The sequence below is a fragment of the Haloarchaeobius litoreus genome, assembly GCF_024495425.1.
GTDB lineage: Archaea > Halobacteriota > Halobacteria > Halobacteriales > Natrialbaceae > Haloarchaeobius > Haloarchaeobius litoreus.
Genome location: NZ_JANHJR010000002.1, coordinates 606,382 through 632,115, shown reverse-complemented (window position 1 = coordinate 632,115; position 25,734 = coordinate 606,382). Strand labels below are relative to the sequence as shown.

Here is a 25,734-nt window from a genome sequence, read left to right as displayed (position 1 = left end):
TTCGGGTTGGAGACCGAGACCGACTTTCCTCGTTTCAGTCGTGGGAATCGCTGCCGACGCGAACGCCCTCGCTTCGTTCGGCACGCTCGCCGGCCGTGCGCCGGCGGTGAGGGTTTACGATAATCGTAAACTTTCGCGGTGGGGACGAATCCACAGCCCCATCCGGTCCTCGTCACAGCGCCACGTGGCTGGTTCGGAAGCGATTCGCCGACTCGAGCGCCTCTCTCCCCGTTCCACGGCACCTACGCACGTCGCGTAACTCCTTTCCCGGAGGGGGGTGTCGATTGGGGTATGTTCACCAAATCGACGTGGATCCGGCTGCCCCGCAACGTGGTGGTCGGCCACGGCGTCGTCGACCGGACGGCGGAGGTCGTCGAGGACCTGCACCTGCAGGGGCGACCGCTCGTCGTGACGAGCCCGACGCCCTGGAAGCTGGTCGGCGAGGCCGTCGAGGCACAGTTCGCCGGCTCGGAGGTGGTGGTGGTCGAGGAGGCGACGTTCGAATCAGTCGAGCGCGTCATCGAGCGCGTCGAGGCCGCGGAGCCGGGGTTCCTGCTCGGCGTCGGCGGCGGGAAGGCCATCGACATCGCGAAGATGGCGGCGGACCACGTCGGGCTGGGCTTCGTCTCGGTCCCGACGGCCGCGAGCCACGACGGCATCGTCTCCGGCCGGGGGTCGGTGCCGGAGGGCGACACCCGCCACAGCGTCGCGGCGGACCCGCCGCTGGCGGTCGTCGCCGACACCGAGGTGCTCGCGGAGGCCCCGTGGGAGCTGACGACGGCGGGCTGTGCGGACATCATCTCGAACTACACCGCGGTGATGGACTGGCGGCTCGCGAACCGGCTGAAGGACGTGCCCTACTCGGAGTACGCGGCGGCGCTCTCGGAGATGACCGCCGAGATACTCGTCGACAACGCGGACTCGGTGCGCCCGGGGCTGGAGGAGTCCTCGTGGGTCGTGACGAAGGCGCTGGTCTCCTCGGGCGTGGCGATGTCCATCGCGGGCTCGTCCCGTCCGGCGTCGGGCGCGGAGCATCTGTTCTCGCATCAGCTCGACCGCATCGCCCCGAACCCGGCGCTGCACGGCCACCAGGTCGGCGTCGGCTCCATCCTGACGGCGTACCTCCACGGCGGCGACCGCGGCTTCTGGACGGACATCCGCGACGCCCTCCGGAGCATCGACGCCCCGACGACCGCGTCGGAACTCGGCATCGAACCCGGGACGGTCGTCGAGGCGCTGACGACCTGTCACGAGATCCGCGACCGCTACACCATCCTCGGCGACGGCATGAGCGAGGAGGCCGCCTGGGAGACAGCCAGGAAGACCGGCGTCATCGAGTAGCCTACTCGCCCGCCGGGCCCGCGTCGCCGACGCCCTCCTCTATCTCGTCGAGTTCGTCGAGCGCCTGCGACCCGGGGCCGTAGCGGCCGAGCACCGCCAGCCCGGCGGGCCCGCCGACGACCAGCCGGAGCCAGAACGTCGCGACCCGGAACAGCACGACGCCAGCGCCGACCCTGGTCACCGTATCACCGCTCATCACGGTGACGAGCGCCGACATCGTGGCCTCCACGCCGCCGAGGCCACCCGGAAGCGGGACAGCCGTCGCGACGCCGGACACCGTGACGGCGAACCCGGAGACCGACAGCGGCGCGGGGCTGCTGACAGCGGCCAGCGAGAAGCTCAACGCCGCCGCGGTGCACACCCACGCGAGCACCGCCGCGGCGAACGACGCCACGACGGCCCGTGGGTCTCTCGCGATCACCTCGCCGGTCTCGACGAAGCGGTCCAGACGGGCACGGACCTTCGTCGGATCGACGACCGCGCCGACGCGCGTCGACAGCGCCGCAGCCGTCGGGTGGACCGCACCCGCGAACCGGACCGTCGCCCGCCGGAGGATGCCCGGCCAGATGGCGAAGGCCGTCACGACGGCCATCATCACGAGCAGGGCGATGGCCAGCGCGACGGTCAGCTGGAGTATCCACTGCGGGACGGGCCGCGTGAGCAGGACGAACAGCAGTCCGACACCGGCGACGAGCGCCGAGGCGATCGTGCTGAGGAAGCCGGCGACCGTCGTCGCGAGCAGCGTCCGTTCGATGGTCGTATCGGAGTACCGCGAGATGATGTACGCGAGGACGGCCGCGCCGCCCGCGACACCGAACGGGATTGCCTGCTTGACGAAGACCGCAGCGAGGTAGAGGTATCCGAACCGCCGAGCTCCCGGCGCGTCCGGAATCGGGCGAACGAGTGCGTAGACCGAAAGCCCCCAGGCGACGATGGAGCCGAAGCCGGCGAGCAGCGCCAGCCCGAACAGGGGTTTGTCGGCGGCGAGCACCCGGTCGAGCACCTGCTCCCAGCCGACACCGACCGCGAGCAGGGCGACGACCACGAGCCCGGCGACCACGCCCGCGACGTTCTCGCGCAGTCCCATGTGCGGTCAGTCGCGCGTGTCACACAAGAGGGCATCGGGTGTCCGAGGGCTGCCGAACGGGTCACGTGGACGGCTCGACCGGTGACCCGGTCCAGCATCGACCCGGCGCGACCCTCCACGAGCAAGGGGTGTTTTGTCCCCCGGGCCCCAATCGGTGCATATGTCCGGGGATGCAGCCGGGGAACCGTCGTATCTCGGGAACCTGCTGTTCCTCGTCGGGAGCTTCTTCGCCTCGGCACTGGTCGCCGCAGCAGTCACGGAGGTGGTGGTGACCTGGACTGGCCTCGGCCGAGGTCTCCCGGTGGCCATCCTCACGGGCGTCGTTTTCGTCGTCGTGTTCATCGGGCTGTTGGGTTTCTACGACCGCCACTATCTCGGCGAGTAGCGGTCCGGATGTCGCGTGTGGTGTTCGGGTCGGCATCGCGGGTCGCCCGGCACACGCCGAGACGGCGGACACTCAGGGACAGTCGCTCGCGTCGAACGACCGGGGCTCGGTGCCCTGGTCGACCCGTCGCGTGGCCCCCGATTCGAGGTCGACGAGCATCGCGACCCCGCCGTAGCCGTGCGTCCGGTCGTGACCCCGGACGACGACGCAGGTCACCTCGCCGGGAATCTCGATTGTCTCGGACCGCGTGAACGGTTGCTGGGAGTGTGCGTGCAGGAGCTCGCGGCGGCCGAGCTGGGTGCCGTCCAGGCGCTCGACCTGCCACCAGTCCGCGTAGCCGTCCTCGCCGTCGTCGTCGTGGTGGAGCGTCACATCGAAGGTGTACGTCCCGTCTTCGCCGTCGAACGAGACGCCGACGACGTTGGCCTCGCGCAGGTCGAGGTCGTCGGTTCCGTGGCTGTCGCCAGTTCCGGTGCCGTCGGTCGTCTCCGTCTCCGGACTGGCGTCGTCCCCGTCCAGACAGCCCGCCAGCGCGCCGAGTGCCAGGAGACTCGACTGGCGGGTCAGCAGACGACGACGAGGGAGTCCGTCCATGTCGGGCCGTTCGCGGGCCAGCGGGATAATGGCACGTCCGAAGCGGACCCATCCCCGGCGAGGGTTTAATCCCGAACGATTGATGTAAAATGATGGCAGAACCGGTGTATGGGAAACATCGGTGAAACGCCGGTTCGGTCGATGGACTACGTTCGCCGGGTGCTCGCGTTCACGGCGACCAGTGTCCTCTGTGCCGTGATCCTCGTCGCCGGCGCGGCAGCACTGCCTGTGCCGCGCGTCGTGGGAGAGGTCATGCTCTCGGTCGCTATCGGTGGCGTCGGTCTCGGGGTGCTGGGCTTCGGTCGCATCCGCAACACGCTCGACTACGAGGGGATCGAGAACAGGGACGACGCATCGCTCCCGCTCCAGATACTCCTCGTCATCGTCGACTTCGTGGAATGGCGGACCTGGGGCAACCTGCTGGGGCTCGCGTGCTACGTCGTCGGCGGACTCCTCGTCTTCCTCTCGATCGCGTCGGTCATCGGCGTAGTGGTCGGCTGACCGCCCGGTCGCCCGCCCCTGCGTCTCAGACGTGCTCGTCGAGGAACTCCGCGACCGCGGTGTGGGCCTCGACCTTGTTCTCCAGCTTCGACAGCCCGTGGCCCTCGTCGTCGAAGACGAGTTCGCGGACGGTGACGCCCTGCTCGCGTGCGCCCTCGACGATCTGGTGGGCCTCGCCGACCGGGACGCGGGGGTCGTTCTCGCCGTGGATGACGAACAGCGGCGACCGGATGGCCTCGACGTTCTCCGTGGGCGAGATCGACTGGAGGAACTCGCGGTCGTCCTCCAGCGAGCCGTACTCTGCCTCGCGGAGCTCGCGCCGCCACTCGCCGGTGTTCTCCAGGAACGTGACGAAGTTGGCGATGCCGACGATGTCGACGCCCGCGGCCCACCGGTCGGGTGACTCGACGAGGCTCGCGAGGACCATGAAGCCGCCGTAGGAGCCCCCCATAGCGACGAGCCGGTCCGCGTCGACGGCGTCCTGCTCCTCCAGCCAGTCGACGCAGGCGTCGATGTCCGCCACGGAGTCCATCCGGTCGCGCACGTCGTCGAGGTGGCTGTACGCCTTCCCGTAGCCCGCCGACCCGCGGACGTTCGGCTCGAAGTAGCCGTAGCCGCGGTTCAGGTAGTACTGCTTGACCGGGTTGAACGACGGGCGGCGCTGGGCCTCGGGGCCGCCGTGGATGGAGACGATGACCGGGACCGGGTCGTCCGCGGACGCGCCGTCGGGCAGCGTGAGGAAGCCCGGCACATCGAGCCCGTCGAAGCTCTCGACGTGGACGAGCTCGGGCTCGCGGAACGACGATTCGGGGATGCCCGCCGTCGCAGCGTAGGTCCAGCGCTCGGTCTCGCCGGTCTCCGTCTCGACGACGTAGACGTTCGTGTTCACCGCCGCGCCCGTCGCGGTGATGGCGAACTTCTCGGCGTCGGGGCCCCAGGAGACGCCGCCGGCGATGCCACCGGGGAGGTCCGGCGACGGGAACTCGTCGATCTCGGTCTCGCCGGCGAGTTCGCCGACGGTGAGCTCGGTATAGCCGTCGACGTTGCGCGAGTAGACCAGCCGCCCCGTCTCGTCGTCGAGCGCGACGCCGTCGATGCTCCAGTCGCCGCCGTCGACCACGGTGGCAAGGTCGCCCGTCTCGATGTCCAGTCTGGCGAGGTACAGCGTGTCCGAGTCCGCGTCGGTACAGAGGTAGAGGGCGTCCCCCTCCGGCCCCCACGACGCGCTGGTGTAGCGGACGTTCCCCTCGTGGGGAGTCAGGTGTTCCAGTTCCTCCGTTTCGAGGTCCAGCACATAGAGGTCCTGGTCGTAGTTCGAGTACGCCTGCGAGACGATGAGCCGGTCGTCGTCCGGGCTCCAGCCGCCGACGCTCAGCCAGCCGTCGCCCTCGTGGACGCGCGTCGCGTCGTTGCCCGTCTCGTCTCTCCCCTGCACGTAGAGGTCGAAGACCGACTGGTCGCGCCGGTTCGACGCGAACGCGAAGCGCTCGCCGTCGTGGCTCCAGCCGCCCCAGCGGTGCTTGGCGTCGGGGTGGGCCGTGAGCGGCACCTCCTCGCTGCCGTCGCCGCTCATCCGGAAGAACTGCATGCGCTCGTTGCCGCCCTGGTCCATCCCGTAGACGAGCTCGTCGCGCTCGGGCGACCACGACGCGAAGCCGACGCGCTCGTCCTCGAACGTGCGCTGGTGGGGCCACTCGCCGGGGCCGTCGACCGACCAGACCTGCGGCGTGCCGGTCGTGTCCATCAGGAAGGAGACGCGCTCGCCCTCGGGCCCGAACGACGCCCCGTAGGCGCTCCGGACGTTGAGGTAGCGCTCGATGTCGTATGGCATACGACGGACGTGGCGGCGACGAGGCTAATGGGTTCTGGTGGCGGAAGCGAGACGACGATATCCGACTAGCCGACTGGCGCAGGAGAAATGGTGCCTGGCTGTCGATTCAGGCCCGTCGAAAGTTTACAGATATTGTAGATTTTTGCGTGCTTCGGCAGCCGATCAACCGACTGGCGCGCGGCTGGCGAGACCGCGAGCGCAGCGAGCGTGTCGAGCCATCCGCGCGAGGGATGAGCACCGCAGGGAGCGCTAGCGACTGAGGAGCGCAAGAGGCTGGGGAGGCATGAGGTGCGGCGCGGAGCTGTCGGGGGGGGACTGAAAGGGGCGGGCCTGTCGACGAAGGCGGACGACGCATGCACCGCAGGGACGAGGAGTGCAGCGAGTCCTCCGAGTCGACAGGTCCAGGGCTTTCTGGCTGCTTGTGGTCCGGCGGGTTCCCACGACAGACCCGGCTATAGTGTCGGTAGCGACCAGACCAACTCCGACGAGAAAGTACCCACAAATCAGGCCGAACCCAAAAGACACTTTGGCGAGTCCGTAATTATATCTCATTACATGAGCGAGTTCCCCGACTACCTCGACGTCGACTACACGGACGGTGAAGGCGAGACACCGGCGACCTACCCGTCCATCGAGCACAAGATTGAGAAGGCGCTCGAAGTCACCCAGCAGGGCCTCGAACAGTACGAGAACCCCGCCGTGATGTGGACGGGCGGGAAGGACTCGACGCTCACCCTCTACTTCGTGAAGGAGGTCGCGGAGCGGTTCGACTACGACCTGCCGACGACGGTCTTCATCGACCACTTCCAGCACTTCGAGGAGCTGATGGAGTTCGTCGAGCACTGGGCCGACGAGTGGGACCTCGAAGTTGTGTACGCCCGCAACACCGACGTGGGCGACTACGTCGACGAGCACGACCTCGAACCGGGCGACGACATCCCGGTCGACGCGCTCTCGGAGCACAACCAGCACCACATCCGGAACATCCTCGAGTACGAGGAGGACACGTTCCCGTTCCTGCTCGACACCTACGTCGGCAACCACCTGCTGAAGACGGTGGCGCTGAACGACACGCTCGAATCGGAGGACATCGACGGCATCATCTCGGGCATCCGCTGGGACGAACAGGAGGCCCGCGCCGACGAGACGTTCTTCAGCCCGCGCCACGACCCCGACATCTACCCGCCCCACGACCGCATCCAGCCCATCCTCCAGTTCGCCGAGGCCGACGTCTGGGAGGCGTTCTGGCACTTCGTGGTGCCGGAGACGGTCGAGGGATTCCCCGAGGAGGGCTACGTCCCGCAGGACTACGACGACCTGCCGAACGGGCTGACCCACGAGGACATCCCCGTCTCGCCGAAGTACTTCGAGGGCTTCCGCAGCCTCGGCAGCGAGGTCTCGACGGAGAAGGCCGAGCAGGAGCCCGCCTGGCTGCAGGACCTGGAGAACACGACCGAGCGCGCCGGCCGCGCCCAGGACAAGGAGGACCTGATGGAGCGCCTGCGCGACCTCGGCTACATGTAACCGGCCGCCTGTGCAGCACTGACGCACGGCCAGGGTACGGTTAATCCGGCACTCCCCCTTCTTCCCGGTATGGTATCGAATCGCACGCGACGCCGCGTGCTCGCCAGCGGCGGCGCTACACTCGCCGCGCTCGCCGGCTGTCTGGACGCCGGCTCGGGCGAGGGCGACGGCGGCGGAGCCGCGACGGATTCGGCTCCGTCGACCACCGACGGTGGGGCCGGCGACGCCACCGGCACGCTCCCGCTCGCGAGCGAGTCCCTCGTCGTCGAGGGGTCGTTCGCCCAGCTGCGGGACTGGGTCCGCTCCGGGGGCCCGCCGAAGGACGGCATCCCGTCCATCGACGAGCCGTCGTTCGAGCCGGCCGGCGAGGTCGGCGACAGGATCGGCGGCGGCGACCCCGTGTTCTCCGTCGTGGTCGACGGCGACGCCCGCGCGTACCCCCAGTCGATTCTCGTCTGGCACGAGGTCGTCAACGACACCGTGGGCGGTGACCCGATCGCGGTCACGTACTGCCCGCTCACCGGCACCGCCATCGGCTACCGCCGGGCCGGCGTCGAGTTCGGCGTCTCGGGCAACCTGCTCAACTCGAACCTCGTGATGTACGACCGCGGGACCGACATCCGGTGGCCCCAGGTACTCGGCACCGCCATCGAGGGCGAGCACGAGGGCCGGAGCCTCCAGCACGTCCCCGTCCGGTGGACGACGTGGAGACGCTGGCGCGACGCCCACCCCGACGGCCGGGTGCTCACCCGGGACACCGGCTACGTCCGTGACTACGACCGCGACCCCTACGGGACGTACAATCCCCGTGGCGGCTACTACGCCCGCGAGAGCACGCTGTTCGACCCCCAGCGGGCGGACAACCGGCACCCCGCGAAGGACGTCTTCCACGGGGCACGAACGCCGTCCGGCGCGAGCGCGGTCCACGGACGACTGCTCCGCGAGCAACGGGTCGTCAGCGGCACGGCGGGCGAGGTGCCCGTGGTCTTCGTCCACGACGACGTGCTCGATACGGGTCACGGCTACCGGCTGCCGTCCACCGACGCGCCCGCACCGACAGCCGTCGACGGCGGCTACCGACTCGACGGGGAGACCTACGTCGCGGGCGACCTGCCGCTCGAACCGGTGCCGTCGTTCGACGCGATGTGGTTCGCGTGGTTCGCGTTCTACCCGTCGACGGAGGTCCATGCCTGACCGTCTGCGCCGGACCGGTCGCTCGCTCGGCCTGCTCGGCCGGCAGCGCGACGCGCTCGCGGTCTCGGTGCTGCTCGCGGCCGCGTACCTCCTGGTCTACCTCGTCGCACTCGGTGACCTCGCGGTCCGGACCGGCCTGCCGGTCGAGGTCGTCACAGTCGTCGCCGACCCCGTCTCGCGGATGCTCGAACGGACCGGCCCGTTCGCCTGGGAGCCCGTCGCGCTCGTCGACCTCGGCGTCGCCCGCTGGCTGGTCTCCCCGCTGAACGTCGCCGTGGGCGCGGTGCTCGCGCTGCTCGTCGGCGCGAACGTCGGGCTCACCTACCTCGCGTGGCGCTACCCGCGGGCCTGCGGCGTCGAGCGCTCGCGCGGGACCGGCAGCAGCGCGCTCGCTTCCATCCCCGCGCTCCTCTCGGGGACAGCCTGCTGCGGGCCGACCGTGCTCATCGCCGTCGGGGTCTCGGCGTCGGGGACGCTGCTGACCGTGTTCGAGTGGCTGCTCCCGCTCGGTGTCCTCCTGCTGCTCGCGAGTCTGGTGTACACCGGCGGCGGGCTGCAGCCGGGCACCGGCCGGGCCGAGGGCGCGGGGACCTGAGCGTCGCTACCAGTCGAGGCTCCCGCCGCTCTGGTACTCCGTCACCTGCGTCTCGAAGAAGTTCTTCTCCCGGTTGAGGTCGACCTGTTCCGACAGCCACGGGAACGGGTTGTCGGTGCCGTACTGCTCGGGCAGGTCGAGCTGGCCGAGCCGCCGGTCCGCGACGTGCTCGACGTACTCGGCGAACTGGTCCGGCCCCATCCCGAGGATCTCGTCGGGGCACGCCTCGCGGGCGTATATCTGCTCCAGCTCGACGGCCGTGGTGATGAGGTCGACCACCTCGTCGCCGAAGGCGTCGGTCCAGACGCCGGGGTGTTCGGTCCGGAGCTGCTGGATGAGGTCGACCCCGAAGCCGACGTGCAGCGACTCGTCGCGCATGATGTACTCGAACTGCTGGCCGATACCGACCATCTTCCCCTGGCGCTTCAGGCCGAGCATCATCGCGAAGCCCGCGTAGAAGAAGACCCCCTCCATGACGACGTAGAAGCCGACGAGGTCCCGGAGCAGTGCGCGGATGTCCTCGTCGCTCTCGATGGTGAACCCGGGCTCGTCGAGTACCTGCGTGAGGTCGACGACGAACTCGTCCTTCTCGCGGATGGAGGGCACCCGGTCGTACATCCCGTAGAGGTAGTCCGGGTCGAAGCCGAGGGTGTCACAGCAGTAGATGAACGTGTCCGTGTGGATGGCCTCCTCGTAGGCCTGCCGGAGCAGGTACTGCCGGCACTCCGGCGCGGTGACGTACTCGTACAGCGCGAGGACGATGTTGTTCGCGGTCAGCGACTCCGCCGTCGAGAAGAAGCCGAGGTTCCACTCGACGAGCTGGCGCTCGGCGTCGGTGAGCGCATCGCCGTTCCACTGCGAGACGTCGTCCTGCATCGGAATCTCGGCGGGCACCCAGTTGTTGGCGACGCCCGCGGTGTAGTACTCGCGGGCCCAGTCGTAGTCGATGGGCAGTATCTTGTTCGGGTCGTGTTCGGCGTCGGTGTCGATGAGTGGCATTGTGGATGCGGTGGAGTTGGCTGGTCACTGACAGGCGTCGCAGGTGGGGTCCTCGACGCGGCAGAGGTCGGACGAGTCCTCCGCGTGGCCGGCGGTGGCCACGTCGCGCCCGCCGTCGGCGGCGGTTCCGTCGCGGTCACCGTCCCCCGGGTCGCCACCCCCCGCCCCACCGTCGCGGTGCTGCGTGCGGCCGTACTCGCCCATGTCGAGCGTGGTCTTCTCTATCTGCGACGCGCCGAGGGTCCGGAGGTAGTACGTCGTCTTCAGGCCGAGCTCCCACGCGGTCCGGTAGACGTCGCCGAGCAGCGAGCCGTCGGTCGATGGGAAGAAGACGTTGTGCGAGACGGACTGGTCGATCCACGTCCCTCGGTGGGCCGTGAGCCGGAGCTGGTGGCGCGGATCGATCTCGAACGCGCCGCGGTAGCGCTCCCGAATCTCCGCCGGAATCTCGCCGATCTCCTGGACGGAGCCGTCGTGGAACTTGATGCGGTCGATCAGTTCGTCGTCCCAGAGCCCGCGCTCCCTGAGGTCGGCGACGAGCTGGTCGTTGACGACGGTGAAGTCGCCGGACATGTTCGACTTCACGTAGAGGTTGGAGTAGATGGGCTCGATGGACGGCGTCGTCCCGTTGATGGTCGAGATGGTCGCCGTCGGCGCGACTGCCATCGTGTTCGAGTTGCGCATCCCGTGCTCGGCGACGTGCTCGCGGACGACCGACCAGTCCAGGGTCTCAGTGCGGTCGGTCGGGACGTCGCGGCCACGCTCGTCCTCGAGCAGGTCGACGGTGTCCTGCGGTAACAGCCCGCGGTCCCACTTCGAGCCCTCGTAGCTCGGGTACGCGCCTCGGTCGGCGGCCAGCCGCGAGCTGTTCAGGATTGCGTGGTAGGAGACGAACTCCTGCCAGCGGTTCGCGAGCTCGACCGCCCGCTCGCTCGCCATCGGGATCTCCAGGTGCATGAGCGCGTCGTGGAAGCCCATCACGCCGAGGCCGACCGGTCGATGTTGCATGTTCGCGTGCTCGGCCTGCTCGGTCGGGTAGAAACAGAGGTCGACGACGTTGTCGAGCATCCGCATCGCCGTCTCGACGGTGTCGGCGAGGCGGTCGCGGTCGAGTTCGCCGTCGACGACGTGCGTGGCGAGGTTCACCGAGCCGAGGTTGCAGACCGCGTGCTCGTCGGCGCTCGTGTTCAGCGTGATCTCGGTGCAGAGGTTCGAGGAGTGGACGGTGCCGACGTGGTCCTGCGGCGACCGGACGTTGCAGGGGTCCTTGAACGTCAGCCACGGGTGGCCCGTCTCGAACAGGCGCGTGAGCATCGTGCGCCACAGCTCCGCGGCGTCGACGCGCTCGAACTGCCGGAGCTCGCCCGCGTCGGCGGCGTCCTCGTACTCGCGGTACTGCGCGGCGAACTCGCTGCCGTAGAGTCCGTGGAGCTCGGGCACCTCGTCGGGGCTGAACAGGGTCCACTCCTCGCCGGCCTCGACGCGCTCCATGAACAGGTCCGGAATCCAGGCAGCGGTGTTCATGTCGTGGGTCCGCCGTCGCTCGTCGCCCGTGTTCCGCCGGAGGTCACAGAACGCGGGGAAGTCGAGGTGCCAGCACTCGAGGTAGGCACACGCCGCGCCGCGGCGCTTGCCCGACCGGTTGATGGCAGCGGTCACGTCGTTCGATATCTTGAGGAAGGGGACGGTGCCGGTGGACTCGACGCCCGTGCTCTCGATGAGCGCGCCGGCCGCACGGAGGTTCGTCCAGTCGTTTCCGAGGCCGCCGCTCCACTTCGAGAGCTGGGCGTGGTGCTTGTACGAGTCGAAGATGTGCTCGAGGTCGTCCTCCACCGTCGTCAGGTAGCAGGAGGAGAGCTGCGGGTGGACCGTCCCGCTGTGGAACAGGGTGGGTGAGGACGGCGTGAACGCCAGCTTCGAGAGCACCTCGTAGAACTCCAGCGCGCGGGCCTGTGGATCGTCCTCCTCGACGGCCAGCCCCATCGCCACGCGCATCCAGAACGCCTGCGGGAGCTCGAGGTGCTCGCCGCCCTCCTCCGTCTTGAGGAAGTAGCGCTGGGCGAGCGTCTCCATCGCCATGTACTCGAACAGTTCGTCGCGCTCGATGACGAGTTCGCCCGCCAGGACGTCGAGGTCGAACCGCTGCACGAGGCGCTCGTCGAGCAGGTCGAGTTCGACCCCGCGCTGGACGTTCTCGACGAACGTTCGGCGGTAGGCCCGGTGGAGCTCCTCGCCCGTCTCGTCGGCCCCGATGAGCTCTCGGTAGTAGCGCTGCCGGAACACGTCGGCGGCGACCCGCTTGAACGCCGGTTCGCGCTCGATTCGGGCCGTGAGCGACTGGATGGTCGCCTCGTACACCTCGTCGCGGTCGGCTCCGTCGTACAGGTTGCGCGCTATCTCGTCGGCGAGTCGGTCGACGCTGTCGTCGGTCAGTGCCTGTGCGTCGTCGCGTCGCGCCCGGTCGAGGATGGACCGGACCGTCGTCGTCCGTGTAGATTGCTGACTCATGTGTCGGATTCCGTCTGGTCGCGTGGCTGCCCCGCCCCGTCGTCTGCAGCGGCGTCGCCGTCCACGGCGTCGTCGGCCTCGTCGAGCACCGCGTCGAGTTCGCGCCGGAACGCCGCCGGGTCCGAGAACGCACGGTACACCGAGACGAAGCGGACGTAGGCGACACCGTCGAGCGACCGCAGTCGTTCGGAGACGAGCGCGCCGACGCGCTCGGACGTGACGACTCGGCCGTCGTCGTCCAGCAGGTCCGCCTTCACGGCGTCCACGAGGGTCGCAACGTCGTCGGCGCCGACGGGTCGCTTCTCGACGGCTCGCTCGACACCGGCGCGGAGCTTCTCGCGGTCGAACGGCTCGACGCTCCCGTCACGCTTCTCGACGCGGAGCGAGTCCCACTCGGTCCGCTCGTAGGTCGTGAACCGGAACGAACACGTCGTGCACTCGCGCCGCCGACGCACCGCGGTCCCGTCGGCACTCGTCGCCGTGTCGACCACGCGCGTCGGCTCGTGTCCGCAGTCCGGGCAGTCCATGGTTGTCACTACGGGTCGCTTCGAGCCCCCACATCCGGGGGACGGGGCGGGGCAGTCGCAATATGTGCTGTCAGAGGCGGACGGTATAAAGATTCCCCAACAGAATTGAACTAATACAAACTAGCTTGTTTTGTGGCTTCCGTCCACCGCGAGCTCGCGCCGCCGCTGCCGTCGCTCCGCCAGCGCGTCGTCGCGGAGTTCGCGCTGCTCCTCGGTCGGGCACCGGAGCGCCGGTATCTCGGTCGGTCGCTCGTCGGCGTCGAGCGCGACGAAGCTGAAGAACGAACTCGCCGTCTCGGCCGTCTCGCCGTGACTCGGCCGTTCGGCCAGTACGTCGACCTTCACGTCCATGCTGGTCCGGCCCGTGTCGAAGACGTAGCCCGTGACGGTGACGATGTCCCCCAGCTCGATGGGTGCGATGAAGTCGACGTGGTCCATCGACGCCGTGACCACCTGCCGCTGCGAGAACCGGCGCGCGGCGATGGCCCCACAGATGTCCATCCAGTGGAGGACGGACCCGCCGAGGGCGCGCCCGAGGTTGTTCGTGCTGTTCGGCATCAGTATCTCGCTCATCTCGGTGAACGACTCCCGGAGTGTCGTCTCCCGGCCGCACTGCTGTGGCATAGAAGGGACTCCACGGGAACGGCACAAAACGCTAACTAAGTTGAATTAGAACAACTTCACTTTCCTTACGCCTCGTCGAACTCGGAGGATCGAAGATTCTCCTGCTCGCCGAAGCTCCGTTCCACTACGCTTCGTCAAACAGCGTCTCGCCCTCGACCATGTGCTCCGCGACGGCGTCCATGTCGAGGGTGACACCGAGGCCGGGCTCCTCGGGAACCTCGATGTAGCCGTCCTCGATGACGTCCTCCTCGACGAGGTCCTCCCACCAGCCGAGCTCGTAGGAGTGGTACTCGACGGCGAGCGCGTTCGGGATGGCCGCGCCGACGTGCGCGCTGGCCATCGTCGCGACCGGCGAGGAGACGTTGTGCATCGCGACCGGGACGTAGTACTGGTTCGCCACATCGGCGATCTTCCGCGTCTCGCGCATCCCGCCGACCTTCGGCATGTCGGGCGCGACGATGTCGACCGCCTGCTCCTCGATGAGGCGGCGCTCCTCGGTCACACGGTACCGGTTCTCGCCGACCGTGATGGGGGTGATGGTCGACCCCGTGACCTCCTTCTGGACCTCCAGGTTCTCCGGCGGGACGGGGTCCTCCAGCCACCACACGTCGTACTCCTCGATGGCGCTGGCGAGGCGCTTCGCCGACCCACCCGAGAACGTCCAGTGGCAGTCGAACGCCACGTCCGCGCGGTCCTTCACGCGCTCGGTCACCTGCTCGACGATCTCCGCCTTGTGGCGGATCTCGCCCGGACGGAGGTGCCGGTTCGCGCGGTCCTTCTCCAGCCCCGACGGCACGTCGAGGTCGAACTTCAGGGCGTCGTAACCCAGCTCCTCGACGACGCGCTCGGCCTCGTCGGCACAGGCCTCCGGGTCGGCCTCTTCCTCGGTGTGGCAGTCGCAGTAGACGCGCATCTCGTCGCGGTACTTCCCGCCGAGCAGCTGGTAGGCCGGAACCTCGAGTATCTTCCCGGCGAGGTCGTGCAGTGCGACCTCGATGCCGGCGATGGCGGTGACGGTGATGCCCTCGACCGACCCCTCGCCGGACATCTTCTGGATGAGGTGTTCGTAGAGACGGTCGATGTCGAGCGGGTTCTCCCCGACGACGAACGGTTTCATGCGCTCGATGAGTTCGGGGACGCCAGCGCCCCAGTACGCCTCGCCGGTGCCGACGACGCCGGCGTCGGTGTAGATCCGGACCAGGGTCCACGGGAAGTTCCCGTCGACCATCGTCGTCTGCACGTCGGTTATCTCGACGTCCCGGTCGCCGCCGCGCTCGCGTGTCACGCCCATCGTCTCCGCGGAGAGGTCCCGCATCGTGTACTCCGCGTTCGGGTCGTGTAGCTGCGTGTAATCGATGCCCATGGTGAGTGTGTTTACTCGCTCCTTAGTAAAACTTTGCTCCGCTGGGTCGCCACGATGCGCTCGCTAGCGCTCGCTCCGAACCGCCCTCCTGCTCGCGGGTCGCTCCGCTCCCCGCTCGCGAATCGGAGATTCTCGCTCGCTGGCGCTCGCTCCGAACAGCGCCCTGCTCGCGGGTCGCTCCGCTCCCCGCTCGCGAATCGGAGATTCTCGCTCGCTGGCGCTCGCTCCGAATCTCCCTACTCCTTCGGTTCGCGCCGCTCCCACTCCTCGGGCGGCTCGCGAATCTGGGAGCTCTCCTTCGTGATGACGCGGAGATAGACGATGGCGATGCCGGACAGCAACAGCACCGCGGAGATGACCAGGTAGATGGCCGTCGTCGCGGTGTCACCCTCGACGACGAGCGCGAGCAACACCAGCAGCAGCAGCCCAAGCCCCACGATGGTCGCGAGCAGGCGTTTGAACCCCAGCATGTACTCGAAGAGGTTGCTCATGCCCGGCGTTTCGGCGGCTTCGGGTTTGACTGTTCGGAATAATTTTCGGCCGCAGATTCAGGGGAACAGAACAGCGCGAGACCAGGGCGACGACCCGAGAACGACGACGCGCCGGGCTCAGTCCAGGCTCGCGAGACAGTTCATCGCGTACGCGGTCCCGAGCAGCTCGGCGGACTTCCCGCGGTCGAACACGAGTTCGTCGGTCGAGAGGACGTGTTCGAGCACGTCGGAGGAGGCGTGGTCGGGGGCGGCCGCGATGCCCGCGTGATTCTCCTCCGCCCAGCGCATCACCCGCAGGTCGGTCTTGGAGTCGCCCATGACGAGGGCGAAGGGGTCGTCGACGCCGAGCACGTCGAGGGCCGCCTCGACGCCGGCGACCTTGTTGAGCTCCAGACTCGATATCTCGGCGGCGTCGGCCTCGTAGTAGGCCACGTCGACGCGTTCGAAGGCATCGTCGAGGACCGGGGGCAGCTCGTCGAGGTCACGGGCCTCGTACTCGCCCTCGCGTTCGAGCACGCCGCGGATCTCGGGGTCGGCGTCGGCGTAGTACGCCCGCGCCCACCCGACGGCGTCGTCCTCGTCGACGTCTTCGTCGGCAGCCCGGGCGACCGCGGTGCCGAGCAGGTGGAGCTGGTAGACGAGCGCGGTGTCGATGATCTCGCGGGCGCGCTCGCTGCCGGTCTCGTAGTTCGGCTTGAGCGTGACGTTGAACTCGTTCCCCTGGAGGTGACAGCCGTGGCGGACGTCCTCGGGGGCCTCGGTGAGGGCGCGGGCCCGCACGTCGTCGAACACCTCGCGGACGAACTCGTCGAGGCCCTCGTAGAGCAGGCGCTTCGTCTCCGCGCCGTGGCCCGGCGTGAAGACGCCGTTGCCGGACTCGTAGACGATGCTGAGGTCGCCGGAGTGGACCACCTCGCTGCCCAGCCCCTGGATCATGAAGCCCTTGACGTTCTCCAGGGTCTGGCCGGTGCAGATGACGATGGGGACGCCGTTCTCGTGGAACTCGGTGAGCCGGTGGAGCGTGTCCCGCGGGATCTCGTTGTCGGTCTTTCCGGCGGAGCGCAACGTCTCGTCCACGTCGAGCACGAGGACGTTGATGGCGCGGTCGTAGGTCGAGAGGAGGTCGAGCGCGGTGAACGCCTGGTCGCGGGTGGCGTGTGCGGCGACCTCGGCGAACGTCTCGCCGGGCACGAACGCGTCGCGTATCTCGCCCTTGCGCGCCTCCAGTTCCTCGCTGGCGTCCTGCCAGTGTTCGAGGGCGACGCGGGAGTCGACCGCCGGGAAGAGGTCGACGAACTCCTGGTAGTCCCGGAGCGTCTCGGTGTCGAACTCGTCGTACAGCCGGTACAGCAGATCGTATCGTTCCATGTGACTGTGATCGGGTGGAAGTGGTATGAAACCGGTTGGGGGAAACCGGTGGGCGGTCGGAATGGCACGGGATGTGACTGGAGTGGCTGTGGGTGCTGCCGATGTCTTGCTCGCGTCACAGGTGGCGACCGTCCACCGTGACAAATCCTTTACTCGCAACAGAATAAATCTTTTGTCTCAGGGGGTCGTTGGGGGTGACATGTACGCAGTCGCAGTGCGTCGTGACGGAAGCAAACCCGAAGTGCTGGAGAAGCCACGTCCGGAGCCGGGACCGGGCGAGGCGCTCGTCCGCACGCTCCGGGTCGGCATCGACGGGACCGACCACGAGGTCATCGAGGGGGCCCACGGCGGCTACCCCGACGGCGAGGACCACCTCGTGCTGGGCCACGAGGCGGTGGGCGTCGTCGAGGACCCGAACGGCACCCGGTTCCAGGAGGGCGACGTCGTCGTCCCGACGGTTCGCCGGGAGCCCCCGGGTGGCACGAACGAGTACTTCGAGCGCGGCGAGCCCGACATGGCCCCCGACGGCGAGTACGTCGAGCGCGGCATCGTCGGCGCGCACGGCTTCATGAGCGAGTACTTCACCAGCCCCGCGGACTGTCTCGTCTCTCTCCCCCGCGAGCTGGCCGACCTCGGCTTCCTCGCCGAGCCCATCAGCATCTCCGAGAAGGCGTTCGAGCACGCGTTCGCGAGCCGCTCGGCGTTCGAGTGGGAGCCCGACTCTGCGCTCGTCCTCGGCAACGGCAGCCTCGGCCTGCTCACGCTCGCGATGCTCGACGGCAGCGAGCAGTTCGAGCGGCTCTACTGTCTCGGTCGCCGTGACCGGCCGGACCCCAGCATCGACATCACCGAGGAGCTCGGCGCGACGTACGTCGACTCCCGCGAGACGCCCGTCTCGGCGTTCGCGTCGACCCACGAGCCCGTCGACTTCGTCTACGAGGCGACCGGCTACGCGAAGCACGCCTTTGAGACCATCGACGCGCTCGCGCCCAACGGCGTCGGTGCGCTGCTCGGCGTGCCCACCGACTGGCAGTTCGAGGTCGACGGCGGCCGGCTCCACCGCGAGTTCGTCCTCCACAACAAGGCGCTCGTCGGCAGCGTCAACTCCCACGTCGGCCACTTCCGGGCGGCCATCGACCGGCTCGACTCCCTGCCCGACGCGTTCGTCGACGACCTCGTCACCGGCGTGTACGGTCTCGACGAACTCGACGCCGCTTTTGCGACCGACGACAGCACTATAAAAACCGCGGTCGAATTCGGTTCCATATGAAGAACGTCGACGACCTCATCGAGAGCGCCGCGGAGCTGGCCGAGCACGGTCACTCCAAGGGCGAGATCGCGGACGAGCTGAACGTCTCCCGCGAGACCGCCTCCTGGCTGGTCGAGCGCGCCGGTGGCTCCGCGACCCCGGCCACGAACGACACCGCCGCCCCCGCCGGCGGCCCGCAGGACATCCACGTCGACTGGTCCACGGTCGGCCGCGACAGCTTCCGGCTCGAAGCCGTGACCAGCGCGATGGCCGACCTGCTCGCGAAACAGGGCGAGGACGTCGACCTCACCGTCGGTATCGAGAAGGCTGGCGCGCCCATCGCCACCCACATCGCCAGCGAGCTCGACACCGACCTCGCCAGCTACGCCCCCAGCAAACACCAGTGGGACGAGGGCGAGCTCGACACCGACGTCGGCGGCTCGTTCTCGCGGAACTTCGCGCAGATCCGAGACCGCGACTGCTACGTCGTCGACGACACCATCACCTCGGGGACGACGATGACCGAGACCATCGAGGCCATCCAGGACGAGGGCGGCAACCCCGTCGCGGCCTGCGTCCTCGTCGACAAGCAGGGACTCGACGAGGTCGAGGGCGTGCCCGTCTACTCGCTGTTCCAGGTCATCTCCGTCGGCAGCGAGGAGTAGCTTAGACCCGCAGCCGCTCGGCCAGTTCGTCGAGCGCGTCCCGGCCGTACGCCTCCGGGCCGAGGTCCGGGACGACCTGAACCGCCATCCCGTCGAACCGCTCGCGTATCTCGTCGAGGTGGTGCTCGTGGCTCTCCGCTCGCGCCCGACAGCGCGCACAGTCCGTCTCAGCCGACTCCAGCACCCGGTTCACGACCAGTGTCTCGACCGGTACCGCGAACTGGCGCAGCCGTTCGACCAGCCGCGCGGTCTCCTCGATGGCGAGCGTCTCCGGCAGCAGCACCACCCGGAACTCGGTGCGTTCGGGGTCCCGCAGCAGTTCGGCCACCTCGCGCAGGTCCGCACGGAACGCCTCGATGTCCTCGGCGTCGTCGTCCCGCCCCCAGAACGCCGCCGGGCCGAAGACGACGCTGCGCGCGCGGTCGACCAGCTGGCGCACCTCGCCCCGGATCTGCATCGCCGTCGAGAGCCCCTCGCCGAGCACGTCCGGGAGCGTCAGCAGCCGCAGCGTGTGCCCGGTCGGTGCCGTGTCGAACACCACCCTGTCCCAGCGGTCGGCGTCGTAGTCCAGGAAGAACGAGAGCGACGCCACCTCGTCGCTCCCCGGGACGAACCCCGCCTCGAACAGCCGGTCCACGTCCGCCTCGGAGAGGTCCAGCCCCGCCCGCCGGAACTCCGCCGCCAGCGCGCGGACGATCCGCTCGTACTGCTCCTGTCCCGCCGCAGGGTCGGCCTCGACGGCCCACAGGTTCTCGGTGACCGCCGTCGGCTCGCCCCCGAGTGCGACGCCGAGGGCGTCCCCCAGCGAGTGCGCGGGGTCGGTCGAGACGATCAGCGTGCGCTCGCCACGTCGGGCGAGGGAGAGGCCCGTCGCGGCCGCACACGAGGTCTTCCCGACGCCGCCCTTGCCGCCGTAGAGCAGGAACTTCGCCATGGGGATGGCTACGACGTTCGGAGACAAGTATCTGGATTCGGGCCGGGTGCGCGAGGCCAACGCTGCCGCCTGTCCGAGCGATTCGACCGGGGAGAGTTTACATATACTGTAAACTTCTGCCGGCGATAGCGTCGTACCAGCCAGGTGGCGCGCGGCCGTGCTGCGTGTCGAGGAACGAGATGCCCAGCACACGCTCGCGCGAGGGATGAGCACCCGCGAACCATCCACGCAACCGATGGGAAACGCGCCGACGGGGCGCGACACGAGCCAGCAGACCACCCGCATCTTCCGACGCAACTTCTTTCCGCGCGCCACCCCTACCACCTGGCAATGACGTTCGACCCGAACCAGAGCCTCCCGCAGGAGGAAGTCGACGAGCGCGTGCGGACGGCCATCGCGGAGAACGAGGTCGTCCTGTTCATGAAGGGCACGGAGATGATGCCACAGTGTGGCTACTCGGACCGAGCGCTCGGGCTCATCGGCCAGTACCGCGAGGAGTTCGCGACGGTCGACACGCTCGAGTCCCTGGAGGAGTTCCGGGCGGCGCTCTCGGAGCACTCGGGCTGGGAGACCATCCCGCAGACGTTCGTGGACGGCGAGTTCGTCGGCGGCAGCGACGTGCTCGCGGAACTCGACGAGCGCGGCGAGCTCGAAGGCACGCTCGAAGGCACGCTCGACGCCTGATTTGTCGAGTTTTACTGAGGAATGCAAGGAAATAAACAGCAGGTCATTTAAGCGCAACGCCCCTAGTAGAAACCGAGCGAACGGCCAGCGGACACGTCGTCACACCCCCATTTACCATGTCAGCAGAAAACTCCGGTCAGGTATTCAGGCTCCACTCGACACTGGAACTTCCCCTCGAAGACGTTCGAGAGTTCCTCTCGAACGACCCGGAGCTTCCAGACGGTATCGAATCGGTAGACATCACACGACGCAACAACACCCTCATTCTCAAGGCGATCTCGGCCGACAAATCGGTCAGCAAGTACACGCCCACTGCACAGCTGAAGGCCAGTGTCGTCGAGAACCGAGTGTACGAGGAGGAACCCGATGACCAGCATCGCGGCCCGCGCTGGGGCGACGAGGAAGAGGAGGAGGAGGAGATTCCCTCCGAGCTCGTCGAGTTCGCCGCGTTCAAGGGCGACCGCGAGACGGTGCTCCAGAACTCGCTGCTCCAGTACGAGATGTTCCTCGTCCTGTGTGCCATCGCCCGCGAGGCCGAGAAGGGGACGCTGACCGCCATCACCGCCCACGACGGCGACCTCGACGCGACCCGCATCGTCGACGGCGAGGACCGCCCGGCCTCCATCGAGGTCGTCGAAGGTCGGTCCGAGGGCCAGGCCGCCAACAGCGGCGTGAACTGGCGGGACAACAAGTTCATCAGCGACTAAAGGTATAGAAGCCTTCTTTACCAACCCGCGTTTCAGCGGATCGACTTGTTGCGATGGAACGCGACTTATGAACGCGTTCCATTATCGACTAAAAGTAGAAAATGCGCCGACGTAAAACGAATTCATCACTAGGTCTGTCCACACCACCAGAATGTTTCTACGGGTTGGCGGAGTATATCACAAAAACAAAGCGGCCATAATCGTTAGATAGCCCCCCCTTGGCAGCAAAAGGATTCTGACGAGCAATTCTAGAGAACCTGTCTATCTTCCTTGATGCAAAAATATAGACTCCGTGTGTAGGATAAAGCGGAGAGTATTACTTCTAATGAGACTTCGGGTTCTACTTGCCACGTCTCCAGAGTCTCTGATTCCTTACCGTGGGCGCCAGGAATCCGCATTGCACCCAAATAGTTAGCACCGTGCAATTGTCGCTTCAAAATTAGGCCATCTCCCCGCATCATGTTCGCCAAACTTCCGATACCGTTTGCGTTAGAGTAATCAGTAGTCTTGTCACCTTCATCGACCGCCAGTTCCCTCGTTATATTCTCCGCACCGACCACCGCATTTACGATTGCGTTGTCAGGCGACTCTCGATAGGTAAGAAGCGCCTCTTGGAACTTTTCGATAGACTCGTCATCAGCATATGCTACTACCCTGTCTCCCAGCTTTTCAACAATATACAAGCGGGCTTTCGCTTCCGATTGGAGTGCAGTCTGTAGGTCCTCAACATAACTCGTAGGAACCGAATCTACTTCTATTGTCAGAGATAACCCGTCTGAGTCGTCAAGTAGGTCTGCTGCCTTACCTAAATATGAGAACTGCTTTCGTATCACATCTACGCTGGTATCCATGTCATAGACCGTCTTCACTGTTTGAGCAGCTCGATCGGGCTCGTACTCCTTGTGAATAAACGAGAGAAATGTCATAAAAGGATTATACCGTTGAGCATATCTATTAATCAATACGAACCCCTGATCAGGACTCATCTTCCGTGCCTCTTCTTCTAGCCCTTTCACGACCTCAAACTGCCCGTCCTGTTCCACTACCATGTTGAGTTCCTTCGCCAACCGTAATGCGGCCTTTGCGTATGGCTCACTCATATCAATTATTTCAGCAACTTCAGAGCTGCCAAGTCTCTGAGGAGAATTGGACAGGCCGATTACTGCATCAATCAAAGGCTTAGGTTTAACAGGCCTTGAATGGAGATAGTATTCCTCAGTCATTAGCTCTCAAATTTATCCAGAGACTTGTGTTCCTCAGATTTTCCATTGCTCACTGCTTCAGATTCCTTCGATAAGTCATCATGGAGGCCTTTCCGGATGGCCAGAAGAAGAGCCTGGACATTGTCGGGGTCATCATCCCCTTTCAGTTCGATATCGATCGTGATGTCTCCTGAGATGCCTTCCTCCGTTTGGACCTTGTGTGTAGTTTCCGGGACTGAATGTCCTGGAACCTGTTCTTCAGGAGTTGGTTCAGATAGTGATTTGGTAGTCGGCGTATTTTTTCCTGACTCCTCTACCACGTCGGGAGTAGAGGTTTCTTCCACAGTTTGATCTTCACTTCGTTCAGTATCCGGATCTGACAGCTTGTATTTGTTTTCGCCTGCTTGTGAGAGTATCCCAACCCATCTATACAAGTGTACCAGAGCAGTGAGCCCGGTCTTCTTCCGGCCATTTGGATCTGTTTCAGTTAAATAAGCTAAAGAGTCTACAAGCTCTTCCTCGCTCTTGACCTCTCCGTCAATATCCGATATCAATTGTTCAGTAACTTCCCAACCGTCTAATAGATCATACAGTGCCTCAACAGCGTCATCATTACGGTCAAATGCTAGTCCCCGTCCGACTTCATGTCCTTCTTCTAGAAGCGTATAATCGTAGCCATCTTTCTCTAAGAGACCGATATCAGCTAAAAACCGCTTTTGCCGTTTGATTACGTCACTACTCAATTCTATCTCTTCGGCTACATCTTCATCCTCAACTTCCTCTCCAACGGCCCCTGCCTCATAGTAGCCCTCTATAATAGTCTTCAGAGAGTCGATCTGAGTCTTAGGAACAGGATGGTCTGTCATATGGTAGCTATCGAGTAACTGGAGAATAATAAATCCTCATTTCAAATATATCCCTCCAATTCATTTTTGAATTAACAAATGGAATGACCGATGGTTGAGCCAAACTCTTGGCAAGTAATCTCTTGGCACTTGAGACCAGATATCGGATATGGAAACGACCCACCTCGTCATATTTGGTCCAGTTAATGATGAAGTAAATGAAACGGCTGATCAAATTCGAACTCTATGTGAGCGAAAAGGAGTAGAATACCAAGGACCACATACGTTTGAGGTAATTAAGGATTGGACACCAGACAGAGATGACGAACCCCCGTACGTGATTAATGGCCGTGAGATGGCGAAAGAAGAGGTCGAACCGTTGCTGAACAGGTCAATATATACGCGAAAGTTCGAGTTTTACCGATACGGATCTGATGATGTTGTCAAACAGCTCTCTTTTAGGGATTACCCAGAGAGCATTTTTGTTTCAATAGCCGTCAACCAATCAGAGTTTCAGGGCTGGAATCAAGGCTACGCACCTCATACATATGATCCAGCAACGGATTACAAGACTGACCCCTGAAATTCAAAAAGGAGTACTAACTCCCCGGTTCGTCCCTGTGGGATGGCTTCGTGGAAGGGCTTCTCGTCGGAGCAGCAACTCTGGACCGCCCCGACGAATCCGAGCGTGTTGGCGACTGCGACAATAGTTGACCGTGTTTGGTTACTTAACCTTGTAAAATCCTAGAGTACACGCAGTATACGCTAGATCGCGTTCTTGGGGTCTCACTGTATGGGGTTGAGGAATTTACAAGGTTAGACGAGATTAGAAATCGGCCCGTTCGCTACTCAGGGAACGGTAGCTGGTCGGGCCAAGCGAAGTCAGCTGCCAGCACGAATACCGTCGTATCACGGCCGGTGTTTCTCTTCGTCACAAGTCCGATATCGAGGTCGTTCAGTAGGTTCATCCGCTTTAATATCGTCTTCCGCGATGCTTCTGTCGCGTCGTGGGTTTCAATTTCCGATGCGGTCATCTCGGGCGCTGTTGTGGGATCCACGACGGCCCTAATGATGCCGCGGCGCTTTCTGTGCATGGTACTCAATGCGACCCGAGCGCACACTTCGACGTCGTCCATCTTCACCCTTGTACGACCGCACAGAAAGGCATGACCCCGGGCCAAATGCTTGAGTGCCATCATCACTCGATGGGCACCTTCACGTTGGGGTTCGACCTGCCCGCCCACTTGCTCAACAGGCGCTCGAGCATGGCTGACCAGGTTTGCGAGGTACGCGATAGCTTCCTGTACCTCGTTACTTGCTTTTGTTTGCCATGAGACACTGCCGTATCCGCCGTGGGTCTGCCACAGCTCCTTCATGAAACTCCCCACGACCGACCGGCATCTCGCTACCTTCTCTTTGTACTCGGTGTCTCCAAATACGTCATCCGTCACTGCCTCGAGATTGTCCTTGCGTGGCATTTCGTGGAACAGCAGCCGGTTACCGACGTTGCCCATTACGTCCCAGACGCGAGACTGAATGGGAGTGGTCGCGCCTGCGAGTACAAACCGATAGTCACCTTCGTAGCCACGTTGGCCGTGGCCCCCTGTGTTTCGAGTGAGGCCGTTGCCATCCATCACTCTCGCGAAATATGATAGGTTTTTCTTGACTTTCTCTTCACTTCCCGAGAACCACGTGTTCATGTCCATCGCGGCCAAAGTCAAATTCTGAATTTGGGGTAGTAAGTCGATCTCGGCCAGCTCCTCTTCATCTTTGGACGTATCATGGCTCACAAAAGCGGCGTGAGTGAAATCATCGCACTTGTACACGAGATCCTCGCCGTCGTAGGTCATGTCCTCGATGAAGCGAAGCAGGGTAGTCTTACCCGTTCCACTCGCTCCCGTAATCACGATACCAGTACATGCCTCAACGTCGGCGAGCAGGAGCGTGGCCTGTGCTGAAAGCACTCCTTCAAGAGCCAACCAGATGCGGTCGTCAAACTCGTCCAATACCGTCGTCCGGATGGTATCGAAGGACGGTGATATATCTCCATTGGCAGTTTTTTCGGCGGAATCACCGAGATTGTCGCTCTCCTCGTTGGTCGAATAGCTCCAAGTAGAGTCTAGTGCATCTGTTATTTCGGGGTGTTTCTCACTCATCTGTATCACCAAGGCACCCGATTAGGTAGACGATAGGTTCGCTGTCGATTTCACCGAGCAGTTGGAGGTGGATCGCGTGTCCGATAACGTTCGAGGCAGTTTCAGGTTGGATATCCCGACGGTCGGTCATCGTCTCGATGACGGCTGTCTTGAACGCATTGCCATCAGGTAGTGCGTCATTGTTGGCCTCAGCGATAATGTCTTCCCACCGATACGTCTCGGGCGCATGGTCATGGTGAGTAGCTGACCAGCGCGTTTTCGAACTCTTAGTATTTGATTGTTGCAAGTTTCTATTCGTTGTAGTTCATACTCAAGGGTACACAGCAGGACCAAGCACTATAGCCGATGATGGCTTAGTAC

At 64.9% G+C, this 25,734-nt stretch carries 24 protein-coding genes and 1 pseudogene; 11 read left to right on the top strand and 14 right to left on the bottom strand.

Annotated features, from left to right (window positions below):
• Positions 1-291 precede the first annotated feature (291 nt).
• Positions 292-1,341, top strand: coding sequence for an NAD(P)-dependent glycerol-1-phosphate dehydrogenase (locus NOW55_RS09970; protein ID WP_256399948.1), 1,050 nt, complete (start codon positions 292-294; stop codon positions 1,339-1,341).
• Between the two features lies 1 nt (position 1,342).
• On the opposite strand, the gene NOW55_RS09965 is transcribed toward NOW55_RS09970, so the two are convergent.
• Positions 1,343-2,428, bottom strand: coding sequence for a lysylphosphatidylglycerol synthase transmembrane domain-containing protein (locus tag NOW55_RS09965; RefSeq protein ID WP_256399947.1), 1,086 nt, complete (start codon positions 2,426-2,428; stop codon positions 1,343-1,345).
• A 160-nt stretch (positions 2,429-2,588) separates the two neighbouring features.
• Between NOW55_RS09965 and NOW55_RS09960 the strand changes: the two genes are divergently transcribed.
• Complete coding sequence (locus NOW55_RS09960; protein ID WP_256399946.1) at positions 2,589-2,813, top strand: hypothetical protein; 225 nt, start codon at positions 2,589-2,591, stop codon at positions 2,811-2,813.
• 72 nt (positions 2,814-2,885) lie between these two features.
• On the opposite strand, the gene NOW55_RS09955 is transcribed toward NOW55_RS09960, so the two are convergent.
• Positions 2,886-3,407, bottom strand: coding sequence for a hypothetical protein (locus NOW55_RS09955; protein ID WP_256399945.1), 522 nt, complete (start codon positions 3,405-3,407; stop codon positions 2,886-2,888).
• Positions 3,408-3,515: 108 nt separating this feature from the next.
• Between NOW55_RS09955 and NOW55_RS09950 the strand changes: the two genes are divergently transcribed.
• A complete protein-coding gene (locus NOW55_RS09950) occupies positions 3,516-3,908 on the top strand; it encodes a hypothetical protein (protein ID WP_256399944.1) in 393 nt (130 codons plus the stop codon).
• A gap of 25 nt (positions 3,909-3,933) precedes the next feature.
• Here the strand turns inward: NOW55_RS09950 and NOW55_RS09945 are convergent, their stop codons facing one another.
• The gene (locus NOW55_RS09945) at positions 3,934-5,739 is read right to left on the bottom strand and encodes a S9 family peptidase (RefSeq protein WP_256399943.1); all 1,806 of its coding nucleotides are present in this window, start codon (positions 5,737-5,739) and stop codon (positions 3,934-3,936) included.
• A 555-nt stretch (positions 5,740-6,294) separates the two neighbouring features.
• Here NOW55_RS09945 and NOW55_RS09940 point away from each other — a divergent pair.
• The 3 genes from NOW55_RS09940 to NOW55_RS09930 all read left to right on the top strand — a co-directional run bounded on the left by NOW55_RS09940 (position 6,295) and on the right by NOW55_RS09930 (position 9,052).
• Positions 6,295-7,263: a phosphoadenosine phosphosulfate reductase family protein gene (locus NOW55_RS09940; RefSeq protein WP_256399942.1), complete on the top strand. Its 969-nt coding sequence runs from the start codon at positions 6,295-6,297 to the stop codon at positions 7,261-7,263.
• 69 nt (positions 7,264-7,332) lie between these two features.
• Positions 7,333-8,457: a DUF3179 domain-containing protein gene (locus NOW55_RS09935; protein WP_256399941.1), complete on the top strand. Its 1,125-nt coding sequence runs from the start codon at positions 7,333-7,335 to the stop codon at positions 8,455-8,457.
• On the top strand, positions 8,450-9,052 hold the full coding sequence (locus tag NOW55_RS09930) for a hypothetical protein (protein WP_256399940.1): 603 nt from the start codon (positions 8,450-8,452) through the stop codon (positions 9,050-9,052). Before NOW55_RS09935 ends, NOW55_RS09930 begins: the two co-directional genes overlap by 8 nt.
• Positions 9,053-9,058: 6 nt before the next feature.
• Here NOW55_RS09930 and NOW55_RS09925 read toward each other — a convergent pair whose 3' ends face one another.
• The 7 genes and pseudogenes from NOW55_RS09925 to NOW55_RS09895 all read right to left on the bottom strand — a co-directional run bounded on the left by NOW55_RS09925 (position 9,059) and on the right by NOW55_RS09895 (position 16,932).
• Positions 9,059-10,051: a ribonucleotide-diphosphate reductase subunit beta gene (locus NOW55_RS09925; RefSeq protein WP_256399939.1), complete on the bottom strand. Its 993-nt coding sequence runs from the start codon at positions 10,049-10,051 to the stop codon at positions 9,059-9,061.
• Positions 10,052-10,075: 24 nt separating this feature from the next.
• Positions 10,076-12,571: pseudogene (locus tag NOW55_RS09920) on the bottom strand (ribonucleoside-diphosphate reductase subunit alpha); the annotation flags it as partial.
• Positions 12,556-13,086 (bottom strand): transcriptional regulator NrdR, encoded by a 531-nt coding sequence (nrdR, locus tag NOW55_RS09915; protein ID WP_256400404.1) that lies wholly within the window; start codon positions 13,084-13,086, stop codon positions 12,556-12,558. The gene nrdR and the pseudogene NOW55_RS09920, both read right to left, overlap by 16 nt.
• A 120-nt stretch (positions 13,087-13,206) precedes the next feature.
• A complete protein-coding gene (locus NOW55_RS09910; protein ID WP_256399938.1) occupies positions 13,207-13,710 on the bottom strand; it encodes an acyl-CoA thioesterase in 504 nt (167 codons plus the stop codon).
• A gap of 124 nt (positions 13,711-13,834) precedes the next feature.
• Positions 13,835-15,073 carry a mandelate racemase/muconate lactonizing enzyme family protein gene (locus tag NOW55_RS09905; RefSeq protein ID WP_256399937.1) on the bottom strand — a complete coding sequence of 413 codons (1,239 nt, stop codon included), beginning with the start codon at positions 15,071-15,073 and terminating at the stop codon, positions 13,835-13,837.
• 236 nt (positions 15,074-15,309) lie between these two features.
• The gene (locus tag NOW55_RS09900) at positions 15,310-15,564 is read right to left on the bottom strand and encodes a hypothetical protein (protein WP_256399936.1); all 255 of its coding nucleotides are present in this window, start codon (positions 15,562-15,564) and stop codon (positions 15,310-15,312) included.
• Between the two features lie 117 nt (positions 15,565-15,681).
• Positions 15,682-16,932, bottom strand: a complete 1,251-nt coding sequence (locus NOW55_RS09895; protein ID WP_256399935.1) for an HAD family hydrolase — start codon at positions 16,930-16,932, stop codon at positions 15,682-15,684.
• A gap of 199 nt (positions 16,933-17,131) precedes the next feature.
• On the opposite strand from NOW55_RS09895, the gene NOW55_RS09890 reads away from it, so the two are divergent.
• Both NOW55_RS09890 and gfcR read left to right on the top strand, forming a co-directional pair.
• Positions 17,132-18,202, top strand: a complete 1,071-nt coding sequence (locus NOW55_RS09890) for a glucose 1-dehydrogenase (RefSeq protein ID WP_256399934.1) — start codon at positions 17,132-17,134, stop codon at positions 18,200-18,202.
• Complete coding sequence (gene gfcR, locus NOW55_RS09885; RefSeq protein WP_256399933.1) at positions 18,199-18,846, top strand: transcriptional regulator GfcR; 648 nt, start codon at positions 18,199-18,201, stop codon at positions 18,844-18,846. The genes NOW55_RS09890 and gfcR overlap by 4 nt, the downstream gene beginning before the upstream one ends.
• 1 nt (position 18,847) lies before the next feature.
• On the opposite strand, the gene NOW55_RS09880 is transcribed toward gfcR, so the two are convergent.
• Complete coding sequence (locus NOW55_RS09880) at positions 18,848-19,780, bottom strand: ArsA family ATPase (protein ID WP_256399932.1); 933 nt, start codon at positions 19,778-19,780, stop codon at positions 18,848-18,850.
• 330 nt (positions 19,781-20,110) lie between these two features.
• On the opposite strand from NOW55_RS09880, the gene NOW55_RS09875 reads away from it, so the two are divergent.
• Positions 20,111-20,464 (top strand): glutaredoxin family protein, encoded by a 354-nt coding sequence (locus NOW55_RS09875; protein ID WP_256399931.1) that lies wholly within the window; start codon positions 20,111-20,113, stop codon positions 20,462-20,464.
• Positions 20,465-20,580: 116 nt separating this feature from the next.
• Complete coding sequence (locus tag NOW55_RS09870; protein ID WP_256399930.1) at positions 20,581-21,171, top strand: DUF7110 family protein; 591 nt, start codon at positions 20,581-20,583, stop codon at positions 21,169-21,171.
• Between the two features lie 248 nt (positions 21,172-21,419).
• Here the strand turns inward: NOW55_RS09870 and NOW55_RS09865 are convergent, their stop codons facing one another.
• Positions 21,420-22,394 (bottom strand): hypothetical protein, encoded by a 975-nt coding sequence (locus NOW55_RS09865; RefSeq protein ID WP_256399929.1) that lies wholly within the window; start codon positions 22,392-22,394, stop codon positions 21,420-21,422.
• Complete coding sequence (locus NOW55_RS09860; RefSeq protein WP_256399928.1) at positions 22,394-23,239, bottom strand: hypothetical protein; 846 nt, start codon at positions 23,237-23,239, stop codon at positions 22,394-22,396. The genes NOW55_RS09865 and NOW55_RS09860 overlap by 1 nt, the downstream gene beginning before the upstream one ends.
• A gap of 148 nt (positions 23,240-23,387) precedes the next feature.
• Between NOW55_RS09860 and NOW55_RS09855 the strand changes: the two genes are divergently transcribed.
• A complete protein-coding gene (locus tag NOW55_RS09855) occupies positions 23,388-23,801 on the top strand; it encodes a hypothetical protein (RefSeq protein WP_256399927.1) in 414 nt (137 codons plus the stop codon).
• A 262-nt stretch (positions 23,802-24,063) separates the two neighbouring features.
• On the opposite strand, the gene NOW55_RS09850 is transcribed toward NOW55_RS09855, so the two are convergent.
• On the bottom strand, positions 24,064-25,374 hold the full coding sequence (locus tag NOW55_RS09850; RefSeq protein WP_256399926.1) for a hypothetical protein: 1,311 nt from the start codon (positions 25,372-25,374) through the stop codon (positions 24,064-24,066).
• Positions 25,375-25,734: the final 360 nt, after the last annotated feature.